The sequence below is a fragment of the Gordonia hankookensis genome (genome assembly GCF_014673215.1).
Lineage (GTDB): Bacteria > Actinomycetota > Actinomycetes > Mycobacteriales > Mycobacteriaceae > Gordonia > Gordonia hankookensis.
The window spans coordinates 267,822-286,893 of record NZ_JACWMS010000005.1 but is presented as its reverse complement, the minus strand read 5'-3'; the positions used below and the strand labels follow the sequence as shown (position 1 = coordinate 286,893).

Here is a 19,072-nt window from a genome sequence, read left to right as displayed (position 1 = left end):
CCCACCGGGGCACGCCAACCTCCGCTTCGCGTCGCGACGACATCCGAACACTCGGAATGTTCTGCGACCAGTATGTGGTCCGATCACGAACTCGGCATGAGTAATCGACTACTCGTTGCCGACGATGCGGCGCCGCGGGGAATGGGACACCACGGTGAGGTGGTCGATTCGGAGCGCAAATGAGGTAGTCGCCTACTCGCGTCGAGCGCGATCACGGCCGACAGGATGGTGACGTGCCCAGGTCGACCAATACCCGTCGCGCCTCTGGCAGAGAAAGGCGGCAGGTGTGATCGCACCGATCGACATCAAGGTGAACCTCGACGACCCATCCCGGGCCCTGTCCGCGCTGGGCCTCACATATCACCAGGGCCGGCATCGCGAGATCTGGTTCGCCGAGGTCCTACCGGTGAGCGCCGACTCGCCGTTTCCGCTGCTCAGCAACCACGTGATCATCCGCATCCGCAGCGGCGACGTCGATGACCTGACCGTGAAGCTACGGCCGTGCCGTCAGGGTCAGCTCGCCGAACCCTGGACCCACCCCTTCGACACCGACGCGGTGAGCTACCGCCTGGGCTGGGACTGGAGCGGAACCCACCGCGTGCTCGCGGCCTCGGCGGTCTGCGGACGGCCGCCGGGATCCCTCGCCGCCGAGATGGCCGTCGGAACGGACCCGTTGTCGGTGCTCGACCCTGCTCAGCGCCAATTCGTCGTCACCTGTACGCCCGTCGGGGTGCCCATCGACCATCTGCGGGCATTGGGCCCGATCTCGTCGACCACCTGGTCGGACATCACCATCGATCGGGTCGAGGTCGACATCGAACGGTGGACCGTCGGCGACGTCGATCTCCTCGAGTTGTGCGAACAGATCCATCCGCGGGACGGGGAGAGCCTCGCCATGTTCGAAGCCCGAGCCGCCGCGCGACAACAGGCGCTGGAGCACGCGATCCGCAGCCGCGGCCTTCACCTGGCCGATACCGAGGTGAAGACCGAGCGGGTGCTGGCCGGCCTCAGCGGTGCGTGACGCGTGTCCCGGCGCGTGTTCGGTCGGCCGTTCGATCAGCCTGCGCGCACCTTCTCCTGCATCGATGTGCGGGCCGGATTGCCCTGCTCGTCGACCTTGGGGTCCGGCTCGTCGCGCTTCTCGGTGACGCCCGACTTGATCCGCGCACCGATGTCGGGGTCGACCCGCGACCAGTACTCGAACGCCCGCGCCAAGACAGGTTCAGAGACCCCGTTGAGCAGATGCCCGACCACGTTGTCGACAAACCGCTCGCGGGCTGCGTCGTCGAACACCTCACGGACCATCGTTCCCGCCTGACCCCAGTCGTCGTCCTCCGGGTGGTCGACATATGCGCTCCGGACGATCTCGCCGTCGGCAGCCCACTGGGGTTCGGCCTGCCCCGCGTACACGGCGGCCGGGCCACCCTTGGAGTTCGGCGCGTACACCGGGTCGGTCACCGGATTGATCCGCATGTGGCCGTCCTTGGAGTAGCTGTGCACCTCGTTGTGCGGCGCGTTCACCGGGATCTGCTTGTAGTTCACACCCAGCCGCGCCCGATGGGCGTCCGCGTAGGAGAACACCCGTCCGAGCAGCATCCGGTCCGGGCTGAACCCGATGCCGGGGACCACGTTGTTGGGTTCGAACGCCGCCTGCTCGATCTGCGCATGATTGTCGGTCGGATTGGTGTGCAGGGTCATCTTCCCGACCTCATGCAGCGGATAGTCGCCGTGCGGCCACACCTTGGTCAGATCGAACGGATTGAACCGATAACCGACCGCGTCGTCATACGGCATGAGTTGCACCTTGAGCGTCCAGCTCGGGTGATTGCCGCCCGCGATCGACTCGAAGAGGTCGCGGGTGTGGAAATCGGTGTCGGCCGCCGCCATCTGATCGGCTTCGTGCTGCGTGAAGCACTCGATGCCCTGATCGGTGATGAAGTGGTACTTCACCCAATGTCTGACGCCCTGGGCATTGACCCAGAGATACGTGTGCGAGGTGTAGCCGTTCATGTGCCGCCACGTCTTCGGGATTCCGCGATCGCCCATCAGCCAGGTGACCTGGTGGGCACTCTCCGGTGAGAGGGTCCAGAAGTCCCACTGCATGTCGTGGTCACGAAGGTTGTTGTCGGCACGCCGTTTCTGCGAACGGATGAAGTGCTGGAACTTCATCGGGTCCTTGATGAAGAAGACCGGCGTGTTGTTGCCGACCATGTCGTAGATGCCCTCGTCGGTGTAGAACTTCAGGGCGAATCCACGGGGGTCGCGCCAGGTGTCCGGGCTGCCCCGTTCACCGGCCACGGTGGAGAAGCGCGCCATCATCTCCGTCTTTGCGCCCGGTTGGAACAACGCGGCACTGGTGAACTCCGAGACATCTGCGGTGGTCTCGAACGTGCCGAAGCCGCCACTACCCTTGGCATGTGGCTGCCGTTCCGGGATCCTCTCCCGGTTGAACTGTGCCATCTGCTCGATCAGATAGTGATCGTGCAAGACTATGGGACCGCCTGCCCCGACGGTGAGCGAATGCTCGTCGCTCCCGGCCGGCGCCCCCGAATCACGCGTTGTGTACACGGAATTTTTGTCGGACATGTCGCCTCCGAAAAGGTCGATCCGGTTGTGGGCTGTGGCACCCGAGCTGCTTCAGGTCCGGCGGTGAGTTTACGCCGGTCGGCCCTTCGGCGGAGCGCATATCCTTGCGATGTGCCTGTTGATGACACATAAGTGTTGGTGCACAGCGCTATTCACGAGGCGCGTGGCTGCAGGCACCCGAACGTCGGCCGGGCCCGGCCCGCGCCGACGGCATCGGATCGCGCAGACCGCCCGTACTGGGCAATCGCGGCCCGACGTGGCACGATCGCATACGTGACCAGCACGTCCTCTGATGCTCAGCGATTGCACGACCTCGCCCGACTCCGCCGGGTCCGCGATCGCATCGATCGGGAGTTTGCGCAGCCGTTGAACGTGGAATCGCTCGCACGCGGAGCGCATATGTCTGCGGGTCACCTCAGCCGAGAGTTCCGCCGGGTGTACGGCGAGTCCCCCTACTCGTACCTGATGACCCGGCGGATCGAACGAGCGATGGCGCTGCTGCGCCGCGGTGACCTCAGTGTCACCGAGATCTGCTTCGCGGTCGGATGTTCCTCGCTCGGAACCTTCAGCACGCGCTTCACCGAACTCGTGGGGATGTCGCCGAGCGCCTACAAGCGTCACGATGGCGACACCGTCGACGGCATACCGGCGTGCCTGGCAAAACAGGTCACGAGACCGGTCAGGAATCGAGAAGCGCAGGGGACCCGGTCGCGCCTACGGTGAAATCCATGAACATCACCATTCAGTACACCTTCCTGCCCCAGACCGATCCCGACGCGACGCTCGCGTTCTATCGGGACACACTCGGCTTCGAACTCCGTAAGGATGTCGGCTACGAGGGGATGCGGTGGCTCACCGTCGGGCCACCGCATCAGCCGGGTACGTCGATCGTTCTCCATCCGCCTGCCGCGGACCCGGGCATCACCGACGAGGAGCGCCAGACGATCCTGGAACTGATCGCCAAGGGCAGCTATGGCGCGGTCACGTTGGCCACCGACGATCTCGACGGACTGTTCGAGCGGCTCGAGGCCAGCGGCGCCGAGGTCATCCAGGAACCGACGCAGCAGCCATACGGTGTGCGTGACTGCGCATTCCGAGATCCATCCGGCAATCTGATCAGGATCGACGAGGTCAGCTGATCAGCGGTGACCCGATGTGCAGATTCCGCGAGGGACGCCTGACCGTCGACGAATTCAGGACAGTTGTCCCGACATACCCGACAAAGCGCTCCGGCATGGTTGGATCGACGCCGAACCCGTCTTCGGCAGATGCCCAGACCGCAGCGACCAGATGGAGGCACGATGAGCACGGCCACGAAGGCGAAGAACAGGTCGCCTGCTGAACACCTCGCCGACACCCACGACCTGATCCGGGTTCACGGGGCGCGTGAGAACAACCTCAAAGATGTCAGTCTCGACATCCCCAAGCGCAGGCTGACCGTGTTCACCGGGGTGTCCGGCTCGGGAAAGAGCTCGTTGGTGTTCAGCACGATCGCCGCCGAGTCGCAGCGGATGATCAACGAGACCTACAGCGCATTCGTGCAGGGCTTCATGCCGAACCTCGGCCGCCCCGACGTCGACGTCCTCGAGGGACTGACGACGGCGATCATCGTCGATCAGGAGCGGATGGGCGCCAATCCGCGCTCGACGGTCGGTACCGCCACCGACGCCAACGCGATGTTGCGCATTCTGTTCAGCCGGCTCGGCAAGCCCTACATCGGTTCGCCGCAGGCATTCTCGTTCAACGTGGCGTCCATCAGCGGTGCGGGCGCGGTGAGCATCGAGAAGGCCGGTCGCACGGTGAAGGAGCGCCGCAGCTTCTCGATCACCGGCGGCATGTGCCCGAGATGCGAGGGCCGCGGTGCGGTTTCGGACTTCGATCTGACGGCGCTCTACGACGAATCCAAGTCGCTCAACGAGGGAGCCCTCACCATCCCCGGCTACAGCATGGAGGGCTGGTACGGCCGAATCTACCGGGGCTGCGGATGGTTCGATCCGGACAAGCCGATCAAGAAGTTCACCAAGCGCGAACTCAATGACCTGCTCTACAAGGAGTCGACGAAGATCAAGGTCGAGGGGATCAACCTGACCTACCTCGGACTGATCCCGCAGATCCAGAAATCCTTCCTGTCCAAGGATCGTGAGGCGATGCAGCCCCACATCCGGGCCTTCGTCGATCGCGCGATCACGTTCACGACCTGTCCCGACTGCGACGGAACACGCCTCGCAGAGAGCGCACGCTCGTCGAAGATCAAGGGCAAGAACATCGCCGACCTCTGCGCGATGCAGATCAGCGACCTCGCCGACTGGGTTCGCGACCTCGACGAGCCATCGGTGGGACCGTTGCTGACAAGTCTGGGGGAGACCCTCGACTCGTTCGTCGACATCGGGCTCGGCTACCTGTCCCTCGAGCGTCCGGCAGGCACACTGTCCGGTGGGGAAGCGCAGCGCACCAAGCTGATCCGTCATCTCGGTTCGTCGCTCACCGACGTCACGTATGTGTTCGACGAGCCCACGATCGGCCTTCACCCGCATGACATCGACCGGATGAACGACCTGCTGCTACAGCTCCGGGACAAGGGCAACACGGTGCTGGTCGTCGAACACAAACCGGAGGCGATCACCATCGCCGATCACGTCGTCGACCTCGGCCCTCGGGCCGGACGGGACGGAGGTGAGGTGGTCTTCGAGGGCACCGTGGCCGAGCTCCGGAAGAGCAGCACCCTCACCGGCAAGCATCTCGACGACCGGGCCGCACTGAAGGACTCGGTGCGTACATCCACGGACGCACTGGAGATCCGTGGTGCGTCGACCCACAATCTGCGGGACGTGAATGTCGACATCCCCCTCGGCGTCCTCGTCGTCGTGACCGGCGTCGCCGGCTCGGGGAAGAGTTCCCTGATCGACGGCTCGGTGGCCAAACGCGACGACGTCGTGTCGATCGATCAGGCGGCGATCAAGGGCTCCCGGCGCAGCAACCCTGCCACCTACACCGGTCTGCTCGATCCGATCCGGAAAGCGTTCGCCAAGGCGAACGGTGTGAAACCTGCTCTGTTCAGCGCGAATTCAGAGGGTGCATGCCCCAACTGCAAGGGGGCAGGGGTCATCTACTCCGATCTCGCGATGATGGCAGGTGTCGCCACCGCGTGTGAGGTCTGCGAGGGCAAACGCTTCTCCGCGGAAGTGCTCGAGTACACCTTCGGCGGCCGTGACATCAGTGACGTCCTCACGATGTCGGTGGCCCAGGCCGAGGAGTTCTTCGGTTCCGGCGACGGGAAAATACCTGCGGCGCACAAGATCCTGGTCAGGTTGCGGGACGTGGGGCTCGGCTACCTCACCATCGGGCAGCCCCTCACCACGTTGTCCGGCGGAGAACGTCAGCGTCTGAAGCTCGCGTCACAGATGGGCGACAAAGGCGACGTCTATGTGCTCGACGAGCCGACCACCGGACTTCACCTCGCCGACGTCGAGCAGCTGCTGGAACTTCTCGACCGTCTGGTCGACGCCGGAAAATCCGTCATCGTGATCGAGCACCATCAGGCCGTCATGGCACATGCCGACTGGATCATCGACCTCGGTCCGGGCGCCGGTCACGACGGAGGCCGCGTGGTCTTCGAGGGGACACCGCGTGACCTGGTCGACGGTCGGTCCACACTCACCGCGCGCCATCTCGCCGACTATGTGGGAGCGCCTTCCTGATCCGACGCGCGGCACACGCGATTCCCGGGACATGGGATCGTCTGAGGTCCTGGACTCCGGTTGGAACAGATGCAAGAATCCGTTCCAAGAGTGCACGGGCAGCCCATCGTCCGTGTCGACGTCGATCAGACGAGGGAGTGGACGTCGGTGCAATCCGTGAAGAAGAGGTTCCAGGCCGGCCTCGGCACATTGTCCAAGGCATACCCGAGCACACCGAGAGCATTGGCCGAGCCGCCGGCCGGGTCGGATCTGAAGCCCGTGATGGGCGACGCAGGCATGCCGTTCCTGGGCAACACCCTGGAAGCGCTGGCCGATCCGCTCGGCAGTGCCATGGCGCGGTACGACCGGTTCGGCCCCGTCTCCTGGTCGGGCTCGCTGAACATGAACATCGTGACGCTGGTCGGGCCGGAGGCGATCGAATGCGCCTGGATGAACCGGCAGAAGGCCTTCTCGAGCGAAGACGGCTGGGAACCCATGATCGGCCCGTTCTTCCGCCGGGGCATCATGTTGATGGATTTCGACGAGCACATGCATCACCGCCGAATCCTGCAGCAGGCGTTCACGCGTCCGCGGCTCAACGGCTACCTCGACATCATGACGCCCCACATCGAGAAGACGCTGTCCAACTGGCAGGTCGGCACAGCCTTCCCGATGTACTCCCGCACCAAGGACCTGACCTTGTCGCTCGCCACCGAGGTCTTCGTCGGTGCGTCACTGACCGAGGTCGAGGCGCACCGACTCGAGAGTGCGTTCGAGGCGGCCGTCCGCGGCGGCCAGGCCCTCGTGCGTGCTGACGTACGGGACTGGACCTGGGCGCGCGGCCTGCGCGGGCGCGAGGACCTGCAGCACTACTTCCGATCGGAGATCGCCGCTCGGCGGGCCGGCGACGGCGATGATCTCTTCAGCGTCCTCTGCCACAGCGAGGACGAGGACGGTAACACCTTCAGCGACGAGGACGTCGTCAATCACATGATCTTCGTGATGATGGCCGCGCATGACACCAGCACCATCGCGTTGTCCATGCTCACGTACTTCCTCGGTCGGTATCCGCAGTGGCAGGACAGGCTCCGGGAGGAATCCCTCGCGTTGGGGAAGTCGACGCTCGACTACGACGACATCGATTCGTTGCCGAGCCTCGACCTCGCGTTCAAGGAGACGCTGAGAATCAACGCGCCGGTTGGCATGCTCTTCCGGAAGACCATCGCCGACACCGACATCCTCGGTCACTACGTACCCAAGGACACGCTCGTCGCCATCCACCCCTGGGCCTCGATGCTGCGCGAGGAGTGGTGGCCGAACCCAACGCACTGGGACCCCGACCGGTTCGCACCCGATCGTCGTGAGGACAAGGTGCACCGTTTCGCGTGGGCGCCGTTCGGCGGAGGCGCACACAAATGCATCGGCCTCTACTTCGGTGGGATGGAGGTCAAGTCGATCATGCACCAGATGCTGCAGCGTTTCGAATGGTCGGTTCCCGCCGACTATCGGCTCGACCTCACCTACGGCACCGGCCCGACGCCCGCCGACGGCCTGCCGATCGACATGCGACGTCGGGTGAGTCGCTGACCCACGCAGTCCACCCGGAGGATGCACGCATGGATTTCGCGCTGCCCGAATCATTGACCGACTACCTGGCCGAACTCGATGCGTTCATCGACGACGAGATAGTGCCCTTGGAACAGGCCGACGACAACGTCCGGTTCTTCGATCATCGACGCGAGCACTCGAGAACGGATTGGGACCGGGACGGACTCCCGAGCGCCGACTGGGAGGCGCTCCTCGGCGAAGTACGTCGGCGCGCCGACGCCGCGGGCCATTTTCGCTACCCGTTCCCCCCGGAGTTCGGCGGACGTGATGGCTCCAACCTGGCCATGGCGGTCATCCGGGAGCATCTCGCAGCCAAGGGGCTCGGCCTGCATTGCGACCTCCAGAACGAGCACAGCATCGTGGGTAACAACATCGGACTGCTGCTGATGCTGGAGTACGGCTCACCCGGGCAACGCGAGGAGTGGGTGGAAGACCTGGCGGCCGGACAGAAGTTCTTCGCCTTCGGTATCACCGAACCCGACCACGGCTCGGACGCCACGCACATGGAGACCACTGCGGTCCGCGACGGCGATACGTGGCTGATCAGCGGCGAGAAGACGTGGAACACCGGCATCCACGCCGCCCATCGGGACATCGTCTTCGCCCGGACGAGCGGCGATGCCGGTGACGCGCGCGGCATCACGGCGTTTCTGGTGGACCCGACGTCCGACGGATTCACGGTCGAGGAGTATCTGTGGACCTTCAACATGCCGACGGACCACGCCCACATCAGACTGCAGGACGTGCGGGTGCCGCACTCGGCCATCCTCGGCGAGGAGGGGCGCGGACTGCAGATCGTTCAGCATTTCTTCAACGAGAATCGGATTCGCCAGGCGGCCTCGAGTCTCGGTGCCGCACAATATTGCATCAACCGAGCCGTCGCGTACGCCAACGAGCGCTCGCCTTTCGGCCGGAAACTCTCCACCAATCAGGCGATCCAGTTCCCCCTCGTCGACCTGCACACCCGTGCCGCGATGCTGCGGGCGCTGGTTCGCGAAACGGCGTGGAAGATGGACACCGAGGGGCCCTTCGCGGCGTCACAGGAGGTCTCCATGTGCAACTACCAGGCCAACCGGTTGTGTTGCGATGCAGCCGACCAGGCCATGCAGACCTTCGGTGGGCGTGGGTACTCACGTCACGAACCCTTCGAACACATCTACCGCCATCACCGCCGGTATCGCATCACCGAGGGCGCCGACGAGATCCAGATGCGCCGGGTCGCCGGATACCTGTTCGGTTTCATGTCGGCGGGCGCGCCCAAAGGGGTCGGTCCGACTCAGGCCTGACCCGTCGAGGACGGGGTCTGCTCGCCCAGTTGTGAGCGCGCCCAGGCGATCGCGTGGTCGGCGACCGCCTCCCATCCCGGCTCGGCGCATGTCCAGTGCGAGCGACCCGGGAACTCGTGGTAGTCGGTCACGGCCGACGACTTCCGATAGTGGCGGGCGTTGGACTTGTTCACCGAGGGCGGCATGATGTGGTCGGCCCCGCCTGCGATGAACAGCAGCGGCGCGCGATCGTCCCGCGAATAGTCCACCGCGGTCTCGAGATGTCGCGGCGTCAGGTTCGCGAAGACCCCGTATCGCCACACCCATGCTCCGGGGGCGGGGATCGCATAGCGGTCGTAGGCCGCTCGCGACTCTTCGTCGCTCACGGTGTTGGTGAACGCGTACTGGAACTCCTCGTGCGTGAAACCCGCGGCCTTGTGGCGGCTGGATGGACGCTTGAGGAACGGGAACAACGACTTGAGCTGCGAGAGCGGGTTCACGAAAACGCCCTCGGTCGGCGCGGAGTCGATCACCACCGCAGCGGCACCGAGCCCTCGATCGACCAGGAGCTGGGTCATGGTGCCGCCGAACGAGTGTCCGATGAGGATCGGCGCCGTGGGTAGCGATTCGATGACTCCAGCCAGATGGTCGATCGTGTCGTCGACAGTGAGGGATGCGATCACCTCCGGGTTCTCCCGCAGCGCCTCGACCTCGATCTCGAAGCCGGGATAGGCCGGGGTCAGCACCCGCAGTCCCTTGTTCTCGTAATAGGTCACCCAGTGTTCCCAGCTCCGCGGTGTCATCCACAGACCGTGGATCAGGACAACTGTGTCGGGAGAGGACGATGAGGTCATAGTGTTCTCCGAAGATGTTCGCCGAGTGAGGGATTGGACGATCGCCGGCCACGCGACCGTCATGATATCGCCGTCCCGCCCCGGCAACCTGGCCGATCGTGCACAGTTCTGTGCCCTGCGGGAACGCGTGGCGATCGGTCGGCGCAACAGCAAGCGAACTCGGGCAGCGGCACTCACAATGAGACTGCGCGTCACTGCTCCGGCGTGTCCCGGTCCGGAGAGTCAGGTTCGCCCATCACGAAAGGTACTCAGGTCATGCCTTCCACCGTTCTTTCCGGTCGGTCGCAACGTGCGCTCCTCACCAGGGTCGCCGCCGCCGTGATCATCGTCCTCGGCATTCTCGGACTGTCGGCCGGCCCTGCGGGCGCGGCGCCCCCGCCGAAGCCGACGATCGTACTGGTGCACGGCGCATTCGCCGATGCCACCGGCTGGCGCGACGTCGCGGCGACGCTGAGGGGTCAGGGCTACCCCGTCCAGACCTTCGACAATCCGCTGCGTGGGCCCGCCCATGATTCGGCGCTCCTCGAGAAGCAACTCGCGGGCATCAAGGGGCCGGTCGTCCTGGTTGGGCACTCCTACGGTGGCGCGGTCATCACCAACACGCATGATCCCGACGTGGTTGCCAACGTGTACATCGCCGCATTCGCGCCCGCGCGAGGCGAGTTCGTCCAGGGACTGCTCAACCCGGTGACCTTCCCGGGCAGCCGATTGCTCCCGCCTGCACTGCAATTGAAGGTCGTCGACGATCCGACCGGTCCGGGTGGCAAGAACCTCGACGGTTACATCGCGCAGCCCTACTTCCGCGACATCTTCGCGCAGGACGTGAGTGTCGCGACGGCCGCGGACATGTTCGCCCATCAGAAGTCGGCCGCGCTCGTCGCGAACCTCGAACCGTCGGGCGATCCGTCGTGGCGCACCGTCCCCAGTTGGTACCTGGTGTCCCGGCAGGACCGTGTCATCCCGCCGGCGCTGCAACGATTCATGGCCTCCCGTGCCGCCAAGGGCCGCACCAGTGAGGTGGATGCGAGTCACGCCTCTCTGGTGTCACGTCCGGGCGCCGTGGCCGCCGTCGTACTCAAGGCGGCTCGCGCTTCGCAACGGTGAACACGATGAGCCTGCTCCGCGGTTCGATCGACGACTCGCGGAGCAGGCCCAGCCGAGAGGGATGGCCATGGTCGTCGTCTTCGATACCGCCGACATCGTTCCCGCCGAGCGGATGGATGCCACGATCGCGCAATTCCAACTGCAGTCATTTCCGGCCCGCGTCACCTTCGACCCCTGCGACGACATCACAGCGGTGATGGAGCTGTGGCGGTACGGCACCGTGAGTGTGTTCCGCGCACGAACAACCGGCCATCGCTTGTCGCGGACGTCGACGCATATTCGGCGAGGACCGACGGCCACACTCGCGATCGCGGTACAGGAGACGGGTGTCGGACATCTCGAACAACACGGCGCCGAGGAGAGTTTTCGTCCGGGCGACCTGATGGTGGTCGATCTCGACGCCCCATATGTCGCAGGCTGGGACGGCACCGGGGCCGCGCGCAGCATCCGGGTACCGATGCAGGATGCCGGAGTCCATCCCGGTGAGCTCCCAGAACTGATAAGACGTATCCGGGCGAGTCCTCTGCACGGAATCGTCGCGCGGCACATCTGGGAGCTCTGTGATACCGATTCCCCGGCGGATCGGCGGACACGAGGGCTGGTGGGAGCGGCAGGTTCGGCTCTGGTCCACGGATTGTTCGCGACCGTGCGCGATCCCGCGGATCAGATTCGATCGGATGCCTTGATGACGATGGTCGCGGATTTCGTCCGCAGTCATCTGACTGATCCCGGCCTGTCGGCCGGCATGATCGCGGATAATCTGGGGGTGTCGGTCACCGAGTTACGGCAACTCGCCACCTCCGAGCAGTTCGACCTCGACCGATGGATGCTGGCCGAGCGCCTCCGGCTGGCCCGGCACGTCATCGCCCGGCAAGGATGTCAGATGCGTGCCGACCAGTCCCGATCGCTGGGGTTCGCGGATCGGGCACATTTCGCCGAAGAGTTCTCCGCCGCATACGGGCTCTCGCCGCAGGAATGGTTACAGGTCACGGCCGACCGGCGCGGCGCGGACGACTGATCAGGAAACGATTCGGGGCAGCCATGACAGTTGTGTTCAGCACAGAGGGGCTTGCCCCGGCCGATCGCGTGGAAGCGACCTGCGTGGCCATGCAGGAACAATCTGTGCCCTCGACCGTCCGGCTGGAAAACGCGATCGGGGTGCGGTCTCACATGGACGTCTGGACGTACGGGGACGCCAGCATCTTTCGCGCCGAGATGACCGGATTCCGACTCATCCGCACCCAGAAGCAGATCGACTCCGGTCCGGGCGAGATGCTGGCGATCGCGATTCACGAAGGCTGTGTCGGGAAGCAGGAGCAATACGGGACCCAACGCTCGATGCGCCCCAACGAGTTGATGCTGATGGACCTCAACTCCCCGTACGACTATCGACTCAGCGGGGTCGGCGCTTCCCGATGCCTCCATGTCCCGATCGACGCCGTCGGATTGCCGTACGAGGTGGTGAAATCGGCGGCCCTCCGATTGCACGCCAGTCCCGTGGCGGCGATGATGGTCAACCACATCTCGCAGCTGACGGTGCAGGCCGAGGCATTGACCTCGAGCGTGGCGGCCCGATCGCTGGGGGAGGCGAGTATCGAGCTCGTCCGGACCCTGATCGCGTCCGCCTACGACATCGACTATGCACGGGGAGCGATGGCCGAGATGCTCCTGCCTCGCATCAGGTCCTATGTCAAACGGCATCTCGCCGATCCACAGCTCTGCCCGCAATCCATCGCGGCCGCACACGGGATCTCGCCACGACACCTCTTCAAGTTGTGCGCCTCTGCGGAATTCAGCCTCGAACAGTGGATCATCGCCGAGCGCCTCGCGCGGGCACGCGAGGACCTGGCCAGACCCGAATCACGATCGACCACGGTGTCGGCGATCGCGCACCGCTGGGGCTTCACCAACGATTCGCACTTCAGCCGACGATTTCGGATGATGTACGGCCTGTCGCCCCGTGCCTGGCGGCAGATGAGTTCGGTTGTCCCGGCTCCCGGTCCGGACGGGTAGCAGCAGACCGCAGCATGGCGCTCCTCCTCGACACCACCACCATCGATTCACACGCGGTCATCGCGGAGCTGCACAACGCTTTCCGGGTGGCCGGAACGGCTCCGGGGCTGACCGTCACCCCGTTGGTTCCGCACCATGCGTTCCGGGCGCGGGTCAGCGGCTGGACCATCGGCGAGGGCACATCGCTCATGCATGTCGAATCGGATCCGATCACCCTGTCGATCAGCAGTTCCCGACTGAGGACGGCAATGGCCGACCGCGTGGCGCTCGTCGCGGTCTCGCCCGGGTCGTGGAGCCACCGTCAACATGGCGTCGTCACGCACACAGACTCCCGGGAGTCCACGCTGTTGATGGTCGATCAAGCCGCCCCCTACGACTTCCGCCGAGCCGACCGTGGAGCGTCGACCATCGTCCACGTCGACACCAACCTGCTCGACCTTCCGCCGTCCGCGGTACGCCGGGCCATCCAGAGACTCCGGCCGTCCAGCCGCCTCTATCAGCTCTACCTGTCATTCCTGGGCGAGTTGCAGGAGGTCGCGGAGTCGAACCCGCAGGTGTTGTCCGAGCTGCATGCGACAACGACCCTCCTCACCCATGCACTGATCCTCGACGCCGCCGCCGACACCTCCGGCAGCGCCGGCGACGACACTCCCGACATCGTGCGCAGGGTCAAGGCGTACATCGAACGGAACATCACCGACCCCGAGCTCTCGGCGGGGTCCATCGCGATCGCCCACAACATCTCGGTCCGAGGACTGTACAAAGCCTGGCAGATGACGGATACAGGCCTGCAGGACTACATCATGGGCCTGCGTCTCGACCGGGCGCGCGACTCACTTCTCGACCAGCCACACCTGACGATCGCCGCGGTCGCCCGACACCACGGGTTCGCCGATCCCACACATTTCACGCACCGCTTCCGCGACAGGTTCCAGCTCAGCCCGCGGGACTGGCGACGGATCCACCGCTGAGCCGGCACGATCACGCGCCGGCGAACCCGGAATGGTCACGCACCGACGGCCCGACCGATGGGTTCCGGTGCGAGCGTTCGCACACCGCGACGGATCCGCCGGGTGTGCACCAGTCGGAGATGGGCGTCTCCGGAGGTCGCGAACAGCGCGACGTCGTCCGGAAGAGCCCTCGCGATCCGACGTACCTGGCCTGTCGGCCGATCGTCTCGCATTCCGACCACCACCTGCGCCGCCTCCAACTCTCGTGCGGCCCGGGAGAGGACTCTCACCGGATCGCCCTCTATCGCGACCGCGGTTTCCGGTTCCAATGAATGTGCGTGCAGCGCCTCGACGCCGCGTCGGAGTTGCTCGTCGATGGATGCCCGGTCCGAGAGCAGATACGCCTCGGATTTCAGGGCGTCGTGCATGAACGACGTCGATCGTGGCGGGCGGATCGGCGTGACCGCGCAGACCAACGATATTCGGACGTGTGCATCGGCCGCGCGCAGCACGGTCTCCAACGCACGGGTCGACACCGGGGAACCGGTGTAGCCGACGACGATCGGGCCGCGCACGGGCAGCCGGTCGATTGCCGTCGCAGTGCGCGCCTGGTGCGGGTGGAAGATCTCAGATATGGTCACGGCTCTCACCTCTTGTCGTCTCGGACCTGCTCTGACCTCTGCATTTGACGGTAGAGATCAGAGCCCGCGGGTTCGGCATGCCGCAGGCGGACCTGTCCTCCATCCGTGGGTGGAGCCGCAATTCCGCCCACAGACAGATGACTGCACGCTCCGGCGGCCTATCCTTTTGGTTGTGTCGGTGACGTCGATGGCCGCGGTTGTCCGCCGCCGGATCGAGATGGCGGGCGATGATTACCCGCCGCTCTACCCGGCCGTGACCCTCGCCGGCTCGGCCGGGTTGACCATCGGTGCCGTCGTGCAACGGCTGCCCCTGGAACCACCCTGGTGGGCGCTCCTCGGGGCCGCACTCGCCAGTTTGTCTCTGGTCGTGGATCTCTGGATTCCGAGCAAGGTGGCCTGTGCCGTCCTGGCCGCGGGAGCCGTGGCGCTGATGCTGATGGATCCGGTTCCGGTCGACGTGGCCCCACTGTTGCTCGCGCTCACGACCGCGATAGCGGCGGCGATGGAGTCACTGCGCCGCGGCCTGGCCGTCGCGGCGCTGTCGGTGGCGGTCGTCCTGACGGGAAGCCAGTCCGGGCATCTGCAATCTCCGGTGGTCTACGTCCTCGCGATCCTGTGCGGATGGCTCGTCGGCTACATGATTCTGTACCAGAAGCTGCTGTCCCAGAACGAATTACGTGATCAGCAGGCTCGATCTGAACGGGCCGCCAGCGAGGAGCGCCGCCGCATCGCCCGCGAGGTCCACGACGTCATCGCACACTCGCTGTCGATCACGATGTTGAATGTCACGGGCGCGCGGCGCGCACTCCAGGAGGGTGCACACGACGAGGCTCTCGAGGCACTCGAAGATGCCGAGCGCCTTGGTCGCCAGGCCATGACCGAGATCCGTTACATCGTGAAAGTCCTGGGTTCGTCTGATGATTCGGCGGCACCGACGCCCGGTGCCCGCGACATCGATCGCCTGGTCGACGATTACCGAAAGGCAGGCGTCGCAGTGAGCTTCGATGTGGACGTCGACCTCGAGACGATTCCGGCTCCCCTCGGGGCGGCACTCTATCGAATCACCCAGGAGTCCCTGACCAACGTGGTGAAGCATTCACGCAACCCCACCGCGACAGTCACCCTGACCGCGGATTCCGACCTCGTCCTGTGCGTCCGCAACCCGTGTCCTCCGGTGACGGGCCGTCCATCAACGGACGGTTCGGGGATCGACGGGATGAAACAGCGGGCGCAGTTGCTCGGCGGGTTCGTCGAAGCCGGTGGCCAGCAGAGCTCATGGGTGGTCCGGGCGGCCTTTCCCGGCAACGCCGACGCCGTTCGGCGGGCGGGCTGATGACGTCGACGCGATCGGTTCCGGTGAGCCCGTTCGGTATCCGCGTGCTGCTCGTCGACGACCAGGAGCTCGTGCGGACCGGGCTACGTCGGATTCTGCGCGCCCGGGACGGATTCGACATCGTCGGCGAGTGCGGCGATGGCGACGAGGTTGTCGAGAAGGTCGCCTCGTGCGCGCCGGACATCATCCTGATGGATCTGCGAATGCGCCACATCGACGGCATCACCGCCACCGCCACCGTGCGGACGCTACGTGACCCTCCGCCCGTGCTCGTGCTGACCACTTTCGACGACGACCAGCTGCTGTCGGGCGCCCTGCGCGCGGGCGCGGCCGGATTCATCCTGAAGGATTCGCCTGCCGAAGCGTTGATCTGGGCCGTACGGGCGGTGGTCCGCGACGGAGCATTTCTCGACCCGGCAGTCACCGAGCGGGTACTCCGCGGATTCCGCCGCGCGACACCCGAACCGCGTGAACCCGCCGGCAGCGGACTGACCGAACGCGAACTCGATGTCCTGCGCCTGATGGCGCGTGGACTCACCAACGCCGAGATCGGCTCCAGTCTGTTCATCTCCGAGGTGACCGTCAAGAGCCACGTGAATCACATCTTCACCAAACTCGACCTGCGGGACCGGGCGGCGGCGATCATCTACGCCTTCGAGAACTCGCTCGTGACGCCCTTCGGCAACCAGGGAAGTTCGTCAGGCAGAGCTTGACAGATTGTCGGCCTCAGTGTCAGGCTCAACCTGACAAGGAGGCGCCATGACGCTCATCGAACGGGCATACACCGTCGCGGTCGACGACGCAGCACGGCAGGTGGTGACCGCAGCCGCGACCGAGGCGGGCCGCCATGCCGACGAGATCATCGGCACGGGTCCGCTACCGGGGACCGACGAGTGGGAGGCCGAGCAGGGGACGGCCGTTCCCCGCCAGCGCGTCCTCGCGTGGCACCTGGTGAGTCTTCGGATTCAGCTCGGCGCCGGTCTGGACGGACTCGAGACGGTGCTCGTGTTGCGGACCCAGGGCGCGACGTGGGCGACGATCGGGCGGGCCGCCGGGATGACACGTCAGGCTGCCCATGAGCGATGGGGGACCCGGATACGAGCGGTGCTCGATCCGGCGGGCGACGGCCTTCCGGACATCGTGCCCGACGACGATCCGCGATGACCGGCCGCCGATGCGGTCACCGTCGCCGATCTCGTCGAGTGGCCGGCACCGCCGGGCGCCCGGCGAGCACAGACGTCGAGTGTTCGTCTGTCCTGACGATTGGCAAGTCGTCGTCGGTTCGCTAGCGTGAATCATGGCCAGAGAGCTGGTAGAAGGCATGACCTTCACGACCCCCGACGTGATAGTCGTCGACGGTCGGCTCTTGGCAGACTTCGCCGAAGTCCTCGGCTCGCAGTCGGACGACTTCGGTTTGCCGGTCGTGTTCCGCGTCACGACCGAGTTGGCCCATCAGGCAATGGATTCCGGGACGGTGCCAAGCGACGGCATCGTCCACACATCGGAATCGCTGCATCTGCGCCGCGAACCCCGGCTCGGCGACCACCTGAGCGGGTTGTTGACAGTGGAGCGGATCCATCGACGTGGGGGCGCGACCCAGCTCCTGGTCCGCAGCGACATCGTGGCCGACGGTGACACGTCGCCGATCGCGGTGACGACGTCCACTCTCACCTTCAGGAGCTAGGTGGCGAGCGACGATGCCCGAGGTCCCCACGCCCGTCGAACCGGTTGATCCCGGCCGACAGCTCTGGGTCGCGACCGAGGAGATCACCATGGACCGCGTCCGACGCTATGCACAAGTGTCCGGAGACACCAATGCCATTCACCTCGACGCCGTCGCCGCCGCCGAGGCAGGGTTGTCCGCGCCGGTGGCCCACGGCCTGCTCATCCTGGGAATCGTGGTCCGCCATGCCGACGATTGGGTACGCGGCCGCGGCGGTCGGATCACCGGCTGTGACACGCGATTCGTGCGTCCGGTGTATCTCGTCGACCACTCGGTCACGCTCTTCGTGACCGCACACCTCGTCGGGGCGGGCCACATCGCCGCCACCGCGTCGGTCCTCGCCGACGACGGATCGACCCACCGGGCCATTCTCCGCCCGGTCCGGATCTCGTACTCGGATGGTCGCCCGGACGACGCACGAGCGTACGGTCACACCCGCCGCTGATCGCAGGCCAGGGCCGACCGGCTCCAGAAGGCGATGATCGCCGACGCCGTCGCGCCCGGTTGTTCGAGAGCCGGTATCACGCGCGCGTCGTGCACCGTGACCTCATGAGCGTCAGGCATTCTCGATGCCATCGCACGCGCCTCGCCCGGCGTCCACTCGCCCCTGTCGTCGGTACTCACGAACAGTGTCGGGCATGCGGTGCGCAAGGCTGCCCATTCGAGATCGGTGCGATTGAGGATTCCTGTGCGGATCGCCGCGATCATCGAACGACCAGATGTGCGTAACGAGTCGTTCAGGAGTCCGAGAGCTTCGGCATCGTGGGCACGGGTGGCGTCGGTGAAGACCGCTGTCTCGATCGCTGTGCGGACGGGCCCCCGTGGGCCGATGACGCGGTAGAGCGGCAACAACATCCCGACCTGGCGGCGCAGAGCGGCATCGATCGGAAACGTCGGCGCACTGATCGCGACGAGGCTGCGGACCATCGAGGGCTGCGTGGCCGCCAGGTGAAGACCGACGTGACCACCCCAGGCGCAGCCGACCCAGTCGACACCGGACTGGTCGACGTCTGCTTCCTGGTCCAATCCGGCGCACAGGTCTGTCACGAGCTCGGCGGCAGCACCGGCACAGGCAGCGATGTCGACGGCGCGATCGAGACGGTCGCTGCGCCCGGACGACGGCCCGTCGACGATGACCAGCGTTCGATGTTCGGCGAGCGCAGGCACCACCCGCTGCCACGATCGCGCATCGACGAACATGCTGTGCCACAGAACGGTCACCGGGCCTTCGCCGACGATGGTGGCATGCAGCTTGCCGAGATCGGTGTTCACAGTGTGCTCACGCATCAGGTCTCCTCGGTGGGGTTCTGATTGACAT

19 protein-coding genes are annotated in these 19,072 nt (G+C 65.5%); 15 read left to right on the top strand and 4 right to left on the bottom strand.

From position 1 onward, the window contains the following. The first annotated feature begins 286 nt into the window (after positions 1–286). Positions 287–1,021 carry a hypothetical protein gene (locus IDF66_RS21825; protein WP_190268597.1) on the top strand — a complete coding sequence of 245 codons (735 nt, stop codon included), beginning with the start codon at positions 287–289 and terminating at the stop codon, positions 1,019–1,021. Between the two features lie 35 nt (positions 1,022–1,056). Here IDF66_RS21825 and IDF66_RS21820 read toward each other — a convergent pair whose 3' ends face one another. Then, a complete protein-coding gene (locus tag IDF66_RS21820) occupies positions 1,057–2,586 on the bottom strand; it encodes a catalase (RefSeq protein ID WP_190268596.1) in 1,530 nt (509 codons plus the stop codon). A 273-nt stretch (positions 2,587–2,859) separates the two neighbouring features. Between IDF66_RS21820 and IDF66_RS21815 the strand changes: the two genes are divergently transcribed. The 5 genes from IDF66_RS21815 to IDF66_RS21795 all read left to right on the top strand — a co-directional run bounded on the left by IDF66_RS21815 (position 2,860) and on the right by IDF66_RS21795 (position 9,157). Beyond that, positions 2,860–3,309, top strand: a complete 450-nt coding sequence (locus tag IDF66_RS21815) for a helix-turn-helix transcriptional regulator (protein WP_190268595.1) — start codon at positions 2,860–2,862, stop codon at positions 3,307–3,309. A 5-nt stretch (positions 3,310–3,314) separates the two neighbouring features. Further along, positions 3,315–3,725: a VOC family protein gene (locus IDF66_RS21810; protein ID WP_190268594.1), complete on the top strand. Its 411-nt coding sequence runs from the start codon at positions 3,315–3,317 to the stop codon at positions 3,723–3,725. 162 nt (positions 3,726–3,887) lie between these two features. Further along, entirely contained in the window at positions 3,888–6,284 is a 2,397-nt protein-coding gene (locus IDF66_RS21805) for an ATP-binding cassette domain-containing protein (protein ID WP_190268593.1), read from the top strand. A 156-nt stretch (positions 6,285–6,440) separates the two neighbouring features. Next, on the top strand, positions 6,441–7,850 hold the full coding sequence (locus tag IDF66_RS21800) for a cytochrome P450 (RefSeq protein ID WP_164309711.1): 1,410 nt from the start codon (positions 6,441–6,443) through the stop codon (positions 7,848–7,850). Between the two features lie 29 nt (positions 7,851–7,879). Next, complete coding sequence (locus IDF66_RS21795) at positions 7,880–9,157, top strand: acyl-CoA dehydrogenase family protein (RefSeq protein ID WP_190268591.1); 1,278 nt, start codon at positions 7,880–7,882, stop codon at positions 9,155–9,157. Here IDF66_RS21795 and IDF66_RS21790 read toward each other — a convergent pair. Beyond that, entirely contained in the window at positions 9,148–9,990 is an 843-nt protein-coding gene (locus IDF66_RS21790) for an alpha/beta hydrolase (protein ID WP_190268590.1), read from the bottom strand. The genes IDF66_RS21795 and IDF66_RS21790 overlap by 10 nt on opposite strands. Before the next feature lie 255 nt (positions 9,991–10,245). Between IDF66_RS21790 and IDF66_RS21785 the strand changes: the two genes are divergently transcribed. The 4 genes from IDF66_RS21785 (at position 10,246) to IDF66_RS21770 (ending at position 14,078) form a co-directional block, all read left to right on the top strand. Then, positions 10,246–11,094, top strand: a complete 849-nt coding sequence (locus IDF66_RS21785; RefSeq protein ID WP_164309714.1) for an alpha/beta hydrolase — start codon at positions 10,246–10,248, stop codon at positions 11,092–11,094. Positions 11,095–11,161: 67 nt separating this feature from the next. After that, a complete protein-coding gene (locus IDF66_RS21780) occupies positions 11,162–12,112 on the top strand; it encodes an AraC-like ligand-binding domain-containing protein (protein ID WP_190268589.1) in 951 nt (316 codons plus the stop codon). Positions 12,113–12,264: 152 nt separating this feature from the next. Continuing rightward, on the top strand, positions 12,265–13,107 hold the full coding sequence (locus IDF66_RS21775; protein ID WP_344870246.1) for a helix-turn-helix domain-containing protein: 843 nt from the start codon (positions 12,265–12,267) through the stop codon (positions 13,105–13,107). Positions 13,108–13,121: 14 nt separating this feature from the next. Then, positions 13,122–14,078 (top strand): helix-turn-helix domain-containing protein, encoded by a 957-nt coding sequence (locus tag IDF66_RS21770; protein ID WP_190268587.1) that lies wholly within the window; start codon positions 13,122–13,124, stop codon positions 14,076–14,078. Between the two features lie 35 nt (positions 14,079–14,113). Here the strand turns inward: IDF66_RS21770 and IDF66_RS21765 are convergent, their stop codons facing one another. Further along, positions 14,114–14,698: a universal stress protein gene (locus tag IDF66_RS21765; RefSeq protein ID WP_190268586.1), complete on the bottom strand. Its 585-nt coding sequence runs from the start codon at positions 14,696–14,698 to the stop codon at positions 14,114–14,116. Between the two features lie 172 nt (positions 14,699–14,870). Here IDF66_RS21765 and IDF66_RS21760 point away from each other — a divergent pair, with 172 nt between their 5' ends. From IDF66_RS21760 to IDF66_RS21740, 5 genes are all read left to right on the top strand, one after another. After that, positions 14,871–16,031 carry a sensor histidine kinase gene (locus IDF66_RS21760; RefSeq protein ID WP_317628805.1) on the top strand — a complete coding sequence of 387 codons (1,161 nt, stop codon included), beginning with the start codon at positions 14,871–14,873 and terminating at the stop codon, positions 16,029–16,031. After that, entirely contained in the window at positions 16,031–16,744 is a 714-nt protein-coding gene (locus tag IDF66_RS21755; protein ID WP_190268585.1) for a response regulator, read from the top strand. The genes IDF66_RS21760 and IDF66_RS21755 overlap by 1 nt, the downstream gene beginning before the upstream one ends. Positions 16,745–16,790: 46 nt before the next feature. Next, positions 16,791–17,195 (top strand): hypothetical protein, encoded by a 405-nt coding sequence (locus IDF66_RS21750; RefSeq protein WP_190268584.1) that lies wholly within the window; start codon positions 16,791–16,793, stop codon positions 17,193–17,195. 157 nt (positions 17,196–17,352) lie between these two features. After that, the gene (locus IDF66_RS21745) at positions 17,353–17,715 is read left to right on the top strand and encodes a MaoC family dehydratase N-terminal domain-containing protein (RefSeq protein ID WP_164309721.1); all 363 of its coding nucleotides are present in this window, start codon (positions 17,353–17,355) and stop codon (positions 17,713–17,715) included. Between the two features lie 13 nt (positions 17,716–17,728). Further along, a complete protein-coding gene (locus IDF66_RS21740) occupies positions 17,729–18,199 on the top strand; it encodes a MaoC family dehydratase (RefSeq protein WP_190268583.1) in 471 nt (156 codons plus the stop codon). Here IDF66_RS21740 and IDF66_RS21735 read toward each other — a convergent pair. Continuing rightward, on the bottom strand, positions 18,184–19,041 hold the full coding sequence (locus IDF66_RS21735; RefSeq protein WP_190268582.1) for an alpha/beta fold hydrolase: 858 nt from the start codon (positions 19,039–19,041) through the stop codon (positions 18,184–18,186). The two genes, IDF66_RS21740 and IDF66_RS21735, sit on opposite strands and share 16 nt — an antisense overlap. Positions 19,042–19,072: the final 31 nt, after the last annotated feature.